The sequence below is a fragment of the Citrobacter amalonaticus genome, from assembly GCF_018252635.1.
GTDB classification, from domain to species: domain Bacteria; phylum Pseudomonadota; class Gammaproteobacteria; order Enterobacterales; family Enterobacteriaceae; genus Citrobacter_A; species Citrobacter_A amalonaticus_E.
Genome location: NZ_JAGTXM010000001.1, coordinates 513,408 through 526,124, shown reverse-complemented (window position 1 = coordinate 526,124; position 12,717 = coordinate 513,408). Strand labels below are relative to the sequence as shown.

At 51.5% G+C, this 12,717-nt stretch carries 13 protein-coding genes; 8 read left to right on the top strand and 5 right to left on the bottom strand.

What is annotated here, in order from left to right; translation table 11 throughout:
- Positions 1–108: 108 nt before the first annotated feature.
- A complete protein-coding gene (fhuF, locus tag KE671_RS02425; RefSeq protein WP_206161556.1) occupies positions 109–897 on the top strand; it encodes a siderophore-iron reductase FhuF in 789 nt (262 codons plus the stop codon).
- Between the two features lie 28 nt (positions 898–925).
- On the opposite strand, the gene KE671_RS02420 is transcribed toward fhuF, so the two are convergent.
- Positions 926–2,272, bottom strand: a complete 1,347-nt coding sequence (locus KE671_RS02420; protein ID WP_206161555.1) for a PTS sugar transporter subunit IIC — start codon at positions 2,270–2,272, stop codon at positions 926–928.
- 235 nt (positions 2,273–2,507) lie between these two features.
- Between KE671_RS02420 and KE671_RS02415 the strand changes: the two genes are divergently transcribed.
- Positions 2,508–2,966 (top strand): YbaK/EbsC family protein, encoded by a 459-nt coding sequence (locus KE671_RS02415; protein WP_206161554.1) that lies wholly within the window; start codon positions 2,508–2,510, stop codon positions 2,964–2,966.
- 26 nt (positions 2,967–2,992) lie between these two features.
- Here KE671_RS02415 and bglJ read toward each other — a convergent pair whose 3' ends face one another.
- The 4 genes from bglJ to pobA form a co-directional block, all read right to left on the bottom strand.
- Positions 2,993–3,625: a DNA-binding transcriptional activator BglJ gene (gene bglJ, locus KE671_RS02410; RefSeq protein ID WP_206161553.1), complete on the bottom strand. Its 633-nt coding sequence runs from the start codon at positions 3,623–3,625 to the stop codon at positions 2,993–2,995.
- A complete protein-coding gene (locus KE671_RS02405) occupies positions 3,586–4,308 on the bottom strand; it encodes a helix-turn-helix transcriptional regulator (protein WP_206161552.1) in 723 nt (240 codons plus the stop codon). The genes bglJ and KE671_RS02405 overlap by 40 nt, the downstream gene beginning before the upstream one ends.
- 273 nt (positions 4,309–4,581) lie before the next feature.
- Positions 4,582–5,457 carry a helix-turn-helix domain-containing protein gene (locus tag KE671_RS02400; protein WP_206161902.1) on the bottom strand — a complete coding sequence of 292 codons (876 nt, stop codon included), beginning with the start codon at positions 5,455–5,457 and terminating at the stop codon, positions 4,582–4,584.
- A 12-nt stretch (positions 5,458–5,469) separates the two neighbouring features.
- Entirely contained in the window at positions 5,470–6,657 is a 1,188-nt protein-coding gene (pobA, locus tag KE671_RS02395) for a 4-hydroxybenzoate 3-monooxygenase (RefSeq protein ID WP_206161901.1), read from the bottom strand.
- Between the two features lie 287 nt (positions 6,658–6,944).
- On the opposite strand from pobA, the gene KE671_RS02390 reads away from it, so the two are divergent.
- From KE671_RS02390 to opgB, 6 genes are all read left to right on the top strand, one after another.
- Positions 6,945–7,721: a threonine/serine ThrE exporter family protein gene (locus KE671_RS02390; protein ID WP_206161551.1), complete on the top strand. Its 777-nt coding sequence runs from the start codon at positions 6,945–6,947 to the stop codon at positions 7,719–7,721.
- On the top strand, positions 7,712–8,185 hold the full coding sequence (locus tag KE671_RS02385; protein WP_042321994.1) for a threonine/serine exporter: 474 nt from the start codon (positions 7,712–7,714) through the stop codon (positions 8,183–8,185). The genes KE671_RS02390 and KE671_RS02385 overlap by 10 nt, the downstream gene beginning before the upstream one ends.
- A 96-nt stretch (positions 8,186–8,281) precedes the next feature.
- The gene (gene dnaT, locus KE671_RS02380; RefSeq protein ID WP_206161550.1) at positions 8,282–8,821 is read left to right on the top strand and encodes a primosomal protein DnaT; all 540 of its coding nucleotides are present in this window, start codon (positions 8,282–8,284) and stop codon (positions 8,819–8,821) included.
- 2 nt (positions 8,822–8,823) lie between these two features.
- Positions 8,824–9,561, top strand: coding sequence for a DNA replication protein DnaC (gene dnaC, locus KE671_RS02375; protein ID WP_206161549.1), 738 nt, complete (start codon positions 8,824–8,826; stop codon positions 9,559–9,561).
- A gap of 55 nt (positions 9,562–9,616) precedes the next feature.
- Entirely contained in the window at positions 9,617–10,114 is a 498-nt protein-coding gene (locus tag KE671_RS02370) for a DUF2501 domain-containing protein (protein ID WP_283093062.1), read from the top strand.
- 272 nt (positions 10,115–10,386) lie between these two features.
- A complete protein-coding gene (opgB, locus tag KE671_RS02365; RefSeq protein ID WP_206161548.1) occupies positions 10,387–12,678 on the top strand; it encodes a phosphatidylglycerol--membrane-oligosaccharide glycerophosphotransferase in 2,292 nt (763 codons plus the stop codon).
- Positions 12,679–12,717: the final 39 nt, after the last annotated feature.

The window sequence follows — 12,717 nt, the reverse complement described above, 5'->3', positions numbered from 1 at the left end:
CTGTGCGCATTCGTGCGCCGTTAAACGCCAGACTGACAAAGATCTTGCTATCGATCATGCCTATCGCTAGGATTAGCAATCATTATCATTTAGATTACTATCCAACTTATGGCCTATCGTTCCGCACCGATCATTGACGATGTCATCTGGCGAACGCATCTCAACCCACAGATGCCCACGCTAGCTGAAGCCGTGCGTGCAACCCTAGCCCAGACGCGTGAGCATCTGCTGGATTTTATCCGTCTTGATGAACCCGCACCGCAGAGTGCGATGACGCTGGCACAATGGCGTCGCCCCAGCGAGCTTCAGTCTTTGCTGGCAATTTACTCCGATCATATTTATCGTAACCATCCCACACAACTGCGCGAAAATAAGCCGCTCATCTCGTTGTGGGCACAGTGGTACATAGGTCTGATGGTGCCTCCACTGATACTTGCCCTGCTCACGCAGAAAACAGCAATTGATGTCTCTCCTGAACATATCCATGTTGAGTTTCACGAAACGGGGCGCGCTGCGTGCTTCTGGATTGACGTGCATCAGGATCAACTGGCGACAATACAATCCCCTCAGGTACGAATGGAAACGCTGGTTAAGCAGGCGCTTACCCCGGTCATTCAGGCGCTTGAGGCGACCGGAGAGATCAACGGCAAACTTATCTGGAGCAATACCGGCTATCTGATTAACTGGTATCTTACGGAGATGAAACCGTTGCTGGGTGAAGCGTTGCTGAATTCGCTGCGCCAGGCCTGCTTCTTTGAAAAGCAGTTGTCCTGCGGGGCTGACAACCCTCTCTGGCGCACGGTCGTCCCTCGTGAAGGAATTCTGGTACGCAGAACATGCTGTCAGCGTTATCGTCTGCCGGACGTTCAGCAGTGCGGTGACTGTACACTCAAGTAAGCAGGGAGCATTCGCCCCCTGCTGATGACTACGCAATCTGTTCGTTTTCCGCGTCTGAGCGTTGCGCCTCTTCCGCTTCTTGTTCCAGCAGTTGCTTCTCGTACACTTTAAAGAACGGGAAGTAGATGATTGCCGACACCATTGCCAGAAGAACCACCAGAATCGCGGCACGATAATCCCAGCCTAATGCCCACGCGGCTCCGACTGGCGCTGGCGCGGTCCACGGAACCACCGAGATCACGCGACCAATCAGATCCAGTTTCATCGCCGCCCATGCCAGCACGGCGTTCACCATCGGCGCCAACAGGAAAGGAATAAAAAACACCGGGTTCATAACAATCGGCGTACCGAAAATCACCGGCTCGTTAATGTTAAAGATACTGGGTACTACGCTCAGTCGACCTATTGAACGCAGATGCACGGAACGACTGCGCAAATAGCAAATCACCAGACCCATCGTCGCACCCGACCCGCCAATCACAATGAAGAACGTCCAGAATGCCTCCATGAAAATATGCGGTAATGGTGCGCCCTGCGCCAGCGCAGTCTGGTTCATACCAAGGTTAGTCAGCCAGAACATTTGCAGCATCCCGGAGACAATCGCCGCACCGTGAATACCGGCAAACCACAACAGATGGCCAATCAGTACCGCCAGTAAAATCGCTGGCAGAGAATCGGCAGCTGATACCAGTGGTTTGAAGATGGACATAATAGCTTGCGGGATGAGCATGTCGAACTGTGCCTGAATCAGCAGGCTGAGCGGGTACAACGTCAGCACCACCACCAGCACCGGTATCAACAGATCGAATGAGTTTTTGATCATCGGCGGGACCTGATCGGGTAAACGAATGCCGATGTTATGCGCTTTCAGAAAGCGCATCATTTCTACGCAGTAAATCGCCACCAGAATTGCCGTAAAAATCCCCGTTCCGCCGAGGCTGTCCACAGGCAAAGTGCCTTTTGTTTTGGGCGCGGCAACCAGTAAAAACGCCATGACTGAGAGCATGGCACACATGAACGGATCCAATTGATGTGACTTGACGTAATGTTTACCCAGGTTATAGGCAATGGCGGCACAGATATAGATCGACATGATCCCCATAGTCATATCAAAGGGGGTCAGGATCTGCCCTTCAAACTGCTTTGCCAGATCCAGCCATGTCCGGGCAAAGCCCCAGGTGGTATCGGGCGAAAACGGAGGATAGGCAAATACCAACAGAAACGATCCGACAATCATAAATGGCATTGCGGAGATAAAGCCGTCACGGATAGCCATAACATGACGTTGTGAAGAAATGCGCCCGGCAATCGGGCTGACATAGTTTTCAACAAACCGGAAAATCACATTAAAGACTGCATGGTTGGTAGATTTCATAAGTGGCTCTTTTTATGTGATACAGAGGAAGTGACAGCTCCAGTATTAATCGCTCTTTCACGGACTGCAACCGGTTACGGTAACCGGTTTCCGTGAATGTGAAGAGGATCGATAAATCGCCCATGTTGCTGGTTTGTTACATTAAAATATTTACAGTACAGGACGACTTATGCCAAATTACGCCAGCAGTTTTCTGAAGCGTTGGGGACTGTTGAAATCGAGTCAGGAGAATCGAATGAGTCTGCAATCGGTACGGCAATTTCTGGCCGAATATGCCCCGGATATTGAAATCATTGAATTAAATCAAAGTACCGCGACGGTTGAACTGGCGGCAAAAGCGCATAACGTCCAACCCGGACAGATAGCGAAGACCCTTTCGCTTAAGGTTAAGGACGCCATCATCCTGATTGTCGCCAAAGGCGATGCAAGACTGGACAATAAAAAGCTCAAAAGCACTTTCGGCGCCAAAGCGCGCATGCTGAGTAGTGATGAGGTCGTCAACGCAACAGGACATCCCGTTGGCGGGGTGTGCCCATTCGGGCTGGAAACCCCGCTGCCTGTTTATTGTGATGTCTCATTACGCGCATTCACCGAAGTCCTTCCTGCAGCCGGCGCCACACATAGCGCAGTGCGTATCGCACCAGAGCGTATGGCTGAACTGACTTCAGCCACCTGGGTTGATGTATGCCAGTAATCGCCCACTTTTTGCTTTCACAACAGTTAAAGCAAAATATTCGCCGCATTCAGTAAACCGGCGTCAGAATTGACGCCCAGTTTCGACATCACATTAAACTTGTGCGCCCGGATGGTCTTAATATTCCGCGCCAGTTCAATCGCGATTTGCGGCATTGAGTAACCGTAGGACATGAAGCGCAGAATCTCACGCTCTGTCGGACTCAGCATACGACTCTGATTGAGATACCAGAGATTACTGTTACTCTCGCCGATCCGCCGCGTGCCACTTAGCGCGGTAAATAACGCCTCTTGCAGCACAGGGAGCGAGGCGGCTTTGTTCAGCACACCGTCCAGCGGTAAGGGCGACAGTGCGCTAATTAGACGCGCTTCAACATCATCATCCGCAATCACCAGGCGACGCATGCCGGGATAATTTTCAGCCAGTTCTGTCAGGCTCAACAGCCCCACCCGTCTGTCTTTTCTGACCGAAGAAAGAGAGAGGATAATGGCTGAAAACACGGTTGTACTCATCGCCTGTTGAAAATCATCCAGCGTCAAAAAGAGGTGCAAATTATATTGGTTATCAGACGTTGCGTTAAATAAATGCTGAATACCAATACCACTCATCACACATTTTTCTATGAGTGCGACATTTCGCGTACTGTCTCTATTTTCCATTCTTCTGTCTCTCCATATACTGATGGTAAATTCAGCTCTCTGGCTCCCTGAGAGCTGTTAATCCATGCGTACATTCCCGCATTGCTGTGTATTGATAGTCGGCGCATCGCGCTATTTTTTTGGGCGCTGATGGTTTTGTTACTCTTTTTAAGAAGCGTCGCAATCTGATTAATCCCCCAACCTTTCCCAAGCAGTCGCAGGACTTTTCGCTCTGAAAGCGTCAAGAGAATGGCGTGGGAACCAAACTCCAGATGTTCTGACTGAGGGGGCGACAACAACATTTTGCTGATTCGGTCAGGGCTGTTGCGTCCAGAACGGATAGTACTTACCAGACTTTCAATCGGTTCGACATCAGACAGCAGCGTACTGGAGGGGCGCATCAACAATTCGACCGCGTGCGCGTAATACGCGCGCGACACAAGGAAAACCCAATGGATATCAGTGTATTGAGAAAGAAGTGCGTAGAATCGCTCACAAACGGTGCGCGGGTGATGACATTCACCGGTTAAATCCACAATCACCAATTCCGTCTGACGCAGTTGTAGTGACGTGAGTTCTTCTACAACACCACAGGTGGTGAGTTCATACTCCGGGAAATGCGTTTGCATAACCCCATGTAGTCCCGCTTGTATTACAGGAACTTTACTGATAATAATTCCGTTTTTGCAGCATCCTGGCAGCATACATCCTCCACATTCATATGAATTTATCATCTGTTATTAATGAGTCGCTTTTGAATTATCACATACAATTATGCAATACAAAAAACAGAGCAATAGACAATATGAATTTTTTATCCCTGGTTTTTTTGTGTTAATTCCGAAAGATGCGGTTATACAACTATCATAGGGTATAATACAAGTCGATATTGTCGGCAGGGGTTCCAAATTCCAGAGCAAGATATTAAATATTCTTATTTTATATACGAATTTTTTATTTATCCAAATTTGGACAAACTATTTGTTCTTAATTAATTCCCGGTATGCCTTCGGAGATAACGAGGAGTGTTTTTTAAAGAAACGGGAAAAATAGGTAACATCGCTGAATCCCAGATAGTCTGAGATCTGGCTTATGGTCATGCTGGTATATTGCAGGCTTCGTTTGGCTTCAAGCATCAACCGCTGATGCAAAACGTTTAATGCACTGCAATGATGAAATTCACGGCATAACTGATTCAGATAATTTGCAGAAAGCCCGATTCGATGCGCATATTCTGCAAGGGGAAGATGTTCGCGATAGTGACTCTCAATCTGCCGGGCAAAAAGGCGTATTGCACTACGCCGCCGCACCAGGGTGTTATTCGGTGGCTTAACTGGCCGACTCTGCCGACGAAGCCAGACCAGCAGCGCACTCAGTAATGAAAACAACATCATTTCTCGCGCCTCGTTATCGGTCTGATACTCCTTTTGCAAGGCAGAAAAAAGCGTCCGGATGTGACTGCGAGACTGAGCCACTGGCACACACTGAGGGGTATTCAACATTGGTAACGGCTGTGGAAACTGAGATTCCAGGCGGCCAATTAGCGGTAACGCCAGAGAGAGAACATAGCCCTTGGTTCCTGGGGAAAAGCGAAAACCGTGGACACAAAGCGCAGGGACAACCTGAATACAGGCATCACGCATCACCGTCGTCTGCCCCTCGATTTCGATCGTCGCTTCGCCCCGATCCAGGTAGAGCAACTGAACGATCTCCGCATGCTGATGCACCCGGATATGCCACTCATACAAACTGCTGCGCTGATGAATTGACTCGCAGTGCAGAAGGTCGGGAGTTGGCCATCCCTGTTGTTCACCATACAATTTAAAAACAGGGATAATATCAGCCGGTTGCATCATTTTTCCTCATTACACCCCTACCTTTTCATAAGGCAGCCCGACGTAGTTTTCCGCAATCGTCATCATTCCAGCCCGCGACCCCAGGTAGTACTGACGATCCGCCTCCTGCATCTTGCGATCAAAATCGCTTTTTTCCTGAAAATCATGCAGCAGGTGGGTCATAAACCAGCTGAATCGTTCCCCTTTCCATACCCGATTAAGGGCCAGCCGGGAATAGGTGGCCAGCAGATCGCTACGCCCGTGCTGATAGTACTGCGTCAGAATGCGCCATAAATAATTCACGTCGGACGCAGCCAGATTCAGCCCCTTTGCACCGGTCGGCGGAACAATATGCGCCGCATCACCAACCAGAAAGAGCTTGCCATACTGCATCGGTTCCACCACATAACTACGTAATGGCGCAATACTCTTTTCAAGTGAGTGACCAGTCACTAACTTCGTGGCCAGTTCATCAGGCAGACGCCTTTTCAGCTCGCTCCAGAAACGATCATCGTTCCAGGATTCCACCTGCTCGCTGAGCGGGACCTGCAAATAATAGCGACTTCTTGTTAGTGAGCGCTGACTACAAAGTACAAACCCGCGCTCGTGATGCGCATAAATCAACTCCGGATTGACCGGCGGCGTATCGGCAAGCAGCCCCAGCCAACCGAAAGGCCAGATGCTTTCGTATTCGCGGATGACTTCGCGCGGAATACTTTGACGGGAAACGCCGTGGAAGCCATCACATCCGGCAATGAAGTCACATTCAATACGGCATTTTTCCCCTTCTTTCTCAAAGGTGACAAAAGGATGGTCACTTTTAGCATCATGAATGGCTACCTGTTGAACGCCATAAATCGTCGGTGCACCGCAGTCACTACGCGCCTGCATCAGGTCTCGTGTGACTTCCGTTTGCCCATAGACCATCACACTTTTGCCACCGGTCAGTTCGCTCAGCGCGACGGGAATACGTTTACCATCAAAAATAAACTCAACGCCATGATGCACCAGACCTTCGCTGTCCATACGCTGCGCAACGCCTGCTTCCCGCAAAAGCGAAACCGTCCCACTCTCGAGGATCCCCGCCCGGATGCGCCCCAACACATACTCCGGCGTCTGACGTTCAATAATAAGTGTACGGATCCCCGCCTTATGCAGTAACTGCCCCAGCAGCAAACCGGAAGGTCCTGCCCCAATAATTGCGACCTGAGTTTTCATCACATCCCTCACCTGCAAGTTGATTATTTGTTTAATCAATGTTGATTAAAAGTTTCAAATTGCATTTTTGATAAGCAGGCACAGAAAAAGAAGGTCTAAAAGGAGATAAAAATTGCACTTTTCACCGATTTCGCAAAACTGTGGTGCGGTTCAAATTTTGACCGCTGCATGGCAGGTTCTTTTTTCAACAGAAAGATTGATCTCAGCCGGAGCCAAAAAATGCGTGCTTCATGATACAAAGGAGACATTCGACAGTACGCAACGCGTCTTTTCAGCCAGAGCAAGTCATGCAAGAAGAGCAGTCATTACAGCGAACGGTTACACGATTATGCATTCAGTGTGGGCTTTTTTTACTACAACACGGCGCGGAGAGTGCATTGGTTGATGAACTCTCTACCCGACTTGGGCTCGCATTAGGGATGGACAGCGTCGAAAGCGCTATCTCCTCTAATGCAATCGTTCTGACCACAATTAAAGACGGGCAATGCCTGACCTCCACGCGAAAAAACCAGGATCGCGGCATTAATATGCATGTGGTCACTGAGGTTCAGCACATCGTCATTCTCGCCGAACATAAGCTGCTGGATTACAAAGGCGTCGAGAAGCGTTTCAGTCAGGTCAGGCCCTTGCGCTATCCGCGTTGGCTGGTCGCGCTGATGGTCGGCCTCTCCTGCGCCTGTTTCTGTAAGCTGAATAACGGCGGTTGGGACGGCGCGGTGATTACCTTTTTTGCCAGTATGGTGGCAATGTATATTCGTCAAATCCTGGCGCATCGCCATTTGCATCCACAAATCAACTTTTGCGTTACGGCTTTTGTCGCGACCACCATTTCCGGTCTGATGTTACACCTTCCCACCTTTAGCCAGACGCCCTCGGTGGCAATGGCCGCCAGCGTCCTGCTGCTGGTTCCCGGCTTTCCGCTGATCAATGCGGTGGCGGATATGTTTAAAGGACACATCAATACCGGCCTGGCGCGTTGGGCGATCGCCAGCCTGCTGACGCTCGCAACCTGCGTGGGCGTGGTCATGGCGTTGACACTTTGGGGGCTTCGCGGATGGGTATAATCGATTTTATTCTTGCGTTGATGCAGGACATGGTGCTTTCCGCGATCCCTGCGGTAGGGTTCGCGATGGTCTTTAACGTCCCGCACCGCGCCCTGCCCTGGTGTGCGCTGCTTGGCGCGCTCGGTCACGGTTCGCGCATGGTGATGATGACCGCCGGGTTTAATATTGAATGGTCCACGTTTGTCGCCTCGCTGCTTGTCGGCAGCATCGGCATCCAATGGTCGCGCTGGTATCTGGCGCATCCCAAAGTGTTTACCGTTGCGGCGGTGATCCCCATGTTCCCAGGAATCTCAGCCTATACGGCGATGATCTCAGCGGTGAAAATCAGCCACTTCGGCTACAGCGAACCGTTGATGATTACGCTGCTGACCAATTTTCTGAAAGCCTCGTCGATTGTGGGCGCGCTTTCGATCGGACTCTCCGTGCCCGGCCTGTGGCTCTACCGAAAACGCCCACGCGTTTAATCGCCGCGGCAGGCGCATCCCTGCCGCTCCCCCTCATCGGTGTGTTACTATAGAAGCAGTGTCCCTTCTCGGTTGCAGTCGGTATTGAGAAACGTTATGTCATCCAGAATTTTGACCCCGGACGTCATTGGTATTGACGCCTTATTACACGATCACCAGACGGTGCTGGCGAAGTCTGAAGGTGGCGCGGTGGCGGTGTTTGCCAATAACGCCCCGGCTTTTTATGCGCTGACCCCCGCACGCCTGGCGCAACTACTGGCGCTCGAAGAAAAGCTCGCCCGACCAGGGAGCGATGTGGCGCTGGATGCACAGTTTTATGAAGAACCGCAGCCAGTGCCGGTCGCCGTACCGCTGGGTAAATTCGCTATGTATCCCGCCTGGCAACCGGATGCCGATTTTCAGCGCCAGGCCGCGCTCTGGGGCGTGGCATTGAGTGAACCTGTCACTCCCGAAGAACTGGCCTCGTTCGTCACGTACTGGCAAGCGGAAGGCAAAGTGTTTCACCACGTGCAGTGGCAGCAAAAACTGGCGCGCAGCGTCCAGATCGGCCGCGCGAGCAACGGCGGCCTGCCGAAGCGCGATGTGAACACGGTCAGCGAACCGGATAATCAAATTCCACCGGGTTTTAGAGGTTAACCATGAAAAACGTTGGCGATCTGATGAAACGTCTGCAAAAAATGATGCCCGCCCATATTGAACCAGCGTTCAAAACGGGTGAAGAGCTACTGGCGTGGCAGAAGGAGCAAGGCGAAATTCGCGCCGCCGCCCTGGCTCGCGAGAATCGTGCAATGAAAATGCAGCGCACTTTTAACCGTTCCGGCATCCGTCCGTTACATCAAAACTGCTCGTTCGAAAACTATCATGTGGAATGCGAAGGCCAGATGAATGCGCTAAGCAAAGCACGCCAGTACGTGGAAGAGTTCGATGGCAATATCGCCAGCTTTATCTTCTCCGGCAAACCGGGGACAGGGAAAAACCACCTCGCCGCGGCAATCTGCAACGAACTGCTGCTGCGCGGAAAGTCAGTGTTGATTATCACCGTGGCGGACATCATGTCAGCGATGAAAGAGACGTTCAGCAATCGTGAAACCAGCGAAGAACAGTTGCTGAACGATCTGAGCAATGTTGATCTGCTGGTCATTGATGAGATCGGCGTACAAACCGAGTCGCGCTATGAAAAGGTGATTATCAACCAGATCGTCGATCGCCGTTCCTCTTCAAAGCGCCCGACCGGCATGCTCACCAACAGCAACATGGAAGAAATGACCAAACTGCTGGGTGAACGCGTCATGGATCGCATGCGACTGGGCAATAGCCTGTGGGTGATCTTCAACTGGGACAGTTTCCGCAGTCGGGTAACCGGCAAAGAGTATTAAGACCATTCTGAGACTTTGCGGCGCTATACTGCAACGAAAGTCCTCTCTACGAGTAATGATGATGAATACGACCAAACGTCTTTTGTGCTGTGCAATAACCGCGAGCGCACTGTTCGCCACCAGCGCCTTCGCCGCCTCCTGGCAAGAATCACTCTCCAGCGCCGCCAGCGAACTGAGCAAGCAGAGCACCGCCTCATCGCAAAGCGGTACTTCGCTCTCTTCCCTGACCAGCCTGCTCAATGGCGGCAACCAGGCGCTGAGTGCGAACAATATGAATAACGCCGCCGGGATTTTGCAGTACTGCGCAAAACAGAAGCTGGCGTCGGTTACCGATGCAGAAAATGTGAAAAATCAGGTGCTGGATAAACTGGGGCTTGGCGCAACCGAGCAAAAGCAGGACACCAACTATCTGGACGGTATTCAGGGTCTACTGAATACCAAAGATGGTCAGCAGCTTAACCTGAATAATATCGGCAGCACGCCGCTCGCTGAAAAAGTGAAAACGAAAGCCTGCGACCTGGTGCTCAAACAGGGTATGAGCTTTATTTCCTGATCCCTGACGCCGCGTTTTGGTCGTTTTCTGCCAGAGGCGGCGTGTCTCTCCCCTTTCCCCCCTTCTCCATGACGCATCCCAGGTATGGCGGGAAGTGACGGTGATCAAAAAAGTCCCTATCTAAACCAATTCTGAATAACAACGTAATTAAATGTCACTAGAATTGCAGCTAAGTGACAACCCCATTACATTGTACTTTCTGTAAACGCTGAGCTGCCAGTCGAACGCCTGGTTTAGAGCCTTATCACAAGGCTATTTGTGAGGATCGTCCGTTGTCTGAGTTACTCTCCATCGCGCTGTTTCTTGCCTCTGTACTGATTTATGCCTGGAAAGCGGGTCACAACACCTGGTGGTTTGTCGCCACCCTGACGGTGCTGGGCCTTTTTGTGGTTCTGAATATCACACTCTTCGCCAGCGACTATTTCACGGGTGATGGCATTAACGATGCGGTACTCTACACGTTGACGAACAGCCTGACGGGGGCCGGTGTCGGCAAATACATACTACCGGGCATCGGCATTGCGCTGGCGTTAGTGGCGGTTTTTGGCACGCTGGGCTGGGTGCTGCGTCGCCGCCGTCATCATCCCCACCATTTTGGTTACAGTCTTCTGGCACTGCTGTTAGCGCTGGGCTCCGTCGATGCCAGCCCGGCATTTCGTCAGATCAGCGAACTGGTTAAATCTCAAACCCGCGATGGCGATCCCGATTTCGCGACCTACTATAAAGAACCAGCGAAAAGCATACCCAACCCGAAGCTGAATCTGGTGTACATCTACGGTGAAAGTCTGGAACGTACCTATTTCGACAATGAGGCTTTCCCGGACCTCACGCCAGAGCTTGGCGCGTTGAAAAACGAAGGCATGGATTTCAGCCATACCCAACAGTTACCGGGTACAGACTATACCATCGCCGGGATGGTGGCATCCCAGTGCGGCATTCCCCTGTTCGCGCCGTTTGAAGGCAACGCGTCGGCATCGGTCTCCAGTTTCTTCCCGCAGAATGTCTGCCTCGGGGATATCCTGAAAAACTCCGGCTACCAGAACCACTTTGTCCAGGGGGCTAACCTGCGTTTTGCCGGGAAAGACGTGTTCCTGAAGTCCCACGGTTTCGATTATCTGTATGGCGCCGAAGAGTTAAAAAGCGTCGTTGCCGATCCGAATTACCGCAACGACTGGGGCTTCTATGACGATACTGTACTGGATGAAGCGTGGAAGAAGTTCGAAGAACTCTCCCGTTCTGGTCAGCGTTTTTCATTGTTTACCCTGACCGTCGATACCCATCATCCGGACGGCTTTATCTCACGTGCCTGTCAGCGAAAACGCTATGATTTCGACGGTAAACCTAACCAGTCTTTTAGCGCCGTCAGCTGTAGCCAGGAAAATATCGCGGCGTTTATCAATAAAATCAAAGCCTCTCCGTGGTTTAAAGATACGGTGATCGTGGTCTCTTCGGACCATCTGGCGATGAACAACAGCGCATGGAAATACCTGAACAAACAGGACCGCAACAATCTGTTTTTCGTGATACGTGGCGACAAGCCTCAGCAGGAGACGCTGGCGGTCAAGCGTAACACCATGGATAACGGCGCCACGGTGCTGGATATTCTCGGCGGTGATAACTTTATCGGTCTGGGACGCAGTAGCCTTTCAGGCCAGTCGATGTCGGAGGTGTTCCTTAACAGCAAAGAAAAGATCCTCGCCATGAAGCCGGATATCATTCGCTTGTGGAACTTCCCGAAAGAGATGAAGGATTTTACCATCGACCAGGATAAAAACATGATTGCCTTCTCCGGCAGCCATTTCCGTCTGCCCCTGCTCTTACGGGTATCAGATAAACGCGTCGAGCCCCTACCGGAAAGTGAATACTCAGCCCCACTGCGCTTCCAGCTTGCCGACTTTGCCCCACGAGATAACTTCGTCTGGGTCGATCGTTGCTACAAGATGGGCCAGTTGTGGTCACCAGAACTGGCGCTCTCAACCGACTGGTGCGTCTCGCAGGGCCAGCTTGGCGGAGAGCAAATCGTCCAGCATGTTGATAAAGCGCAGTGGAAAGGCAAAACGGCCTTTAAAGATACGGTTATCGACATGGAACGCTATAAAGGGAACGTCGATACCCTGAAAATCGTCGACAACGACATCCGCTACAAAGCCGACAGCTTTGTCTTCAACGTGGCGGGCGCGCCGGAAGAGGTGAAACAGTTCAGCGGAATTTCTCGTCCGGAATCCTGGGGGCGTTGGTCCAACGCGCAACTGGCTAAAGAAGTGAAGATTGAATACAAACAGCCGCTGCCGAAAAAATTCGACCTGGTGATCACCGCCAAAGCCTTCGGCGACAATGCTAATCGACCGATCCCGGTACGCGTAGGCAATGAAGAGCAGACGCTGGTGTTGGGCCACGATGCCACCACCACTACCCTACATTTCGACAACCCAACGGAGGCAGATACGCTGGTGATTGTCCCGCCCGAACCCGTTTCGACCAACGAAGGCAACATTCTCGGTCACTCGCCGCGTAAGCTAGGGATCGGGATGGTAGAAATCAAAGTGGTCAGCGCTCAGGGCTGACCACCGATAATAAAAAAAACAGCGCCCAACACAGCTCCG

Excerpts from the sequence above, each read along its gene's own strand:
- KE671_RS02370 (WP_283093062.1), top strand. The coding sequence starts at position 9,617 with ATGATGATGAATACGACCAAACGTCTTTTGTGCTGTGCAATAACCGCG.
- dnaT (WP_206161550.1), top strand. The coding sequence starts at position 8,282 with ATGTCATCCAGAATTTTGACCCCGGACGTCATTGGTATTGACGCCTTA.
- dnaC (WP_206161549.1), top strand. The coding sequence starts at position 8,824 with ATGAAAAACGTTGGCGATCTGATGAAACGTCTGCAAAAAATGATGCCC.
- KE671_RS02390 (WP_206161551.1), top strand. The coding sequence starts at position 6,945 with ATGCAAGAAGAGCAGTCATTACAGCGAACGGTTACACGATTATGCATT.
- KE671_RS02420 (WP_206161555.1), bottom strand. The coding sequence starts at position 2,272 with ATGAAATCTACCAACCATGCAGTCTTTAATGTGATTTTCCGGTTTGTT.
- KE671_RS02405 (WP_206161552.1), bottom strand. The coding sequence starts at position 4,308 with ATGCTGCCAGGATGCTGCAAAAACGGAATTATTATCAGTAAAGTTCCT.
- fhuF (WP_206161556.1), top strand. The coding sequence starts at position 109 with ATGGCCTATCGTTCCGCACCGATCATTGACGATGTCATCTGGCGAACG.
- KE671_RS02415 (WP_206161554.1), top strand. The coding sequence starts at position 2,508 with ATGAGTCTGCAATCGGTACGGCAATTTCTGGCCGAATATGCCCCGGAT.
- pobA (WP_206161901.1), bottom strand. The coding sequence starts at position 6,657 with ATGAAAACTCAGGTCGCAATTATTGGGGCAGGACCTTCCGGTTTGCTG.
- bglJ (WP_206161553.1), bottom strand. The coding sequence starts at position 3,625 with ATGGAAAATAGAGACAGTACGCGAAATGTCGCACTCATAGAAAAATGT.
- KE671_RS02385 (WP_042321994.1), top strand. The coding sequence starts at position 7,712 with ATGGGTATAATCGATTTTATTCTTGCGTTGATGCAGGACATGGTGCTT.
- KE671_RS02400 (WP_206161902.1), bottom strand. The coding sequence starts at position 5,457 with ATGCAACCGGCTGATATTATCCCTGTTTTTAAATTGTATGGTGAACAA.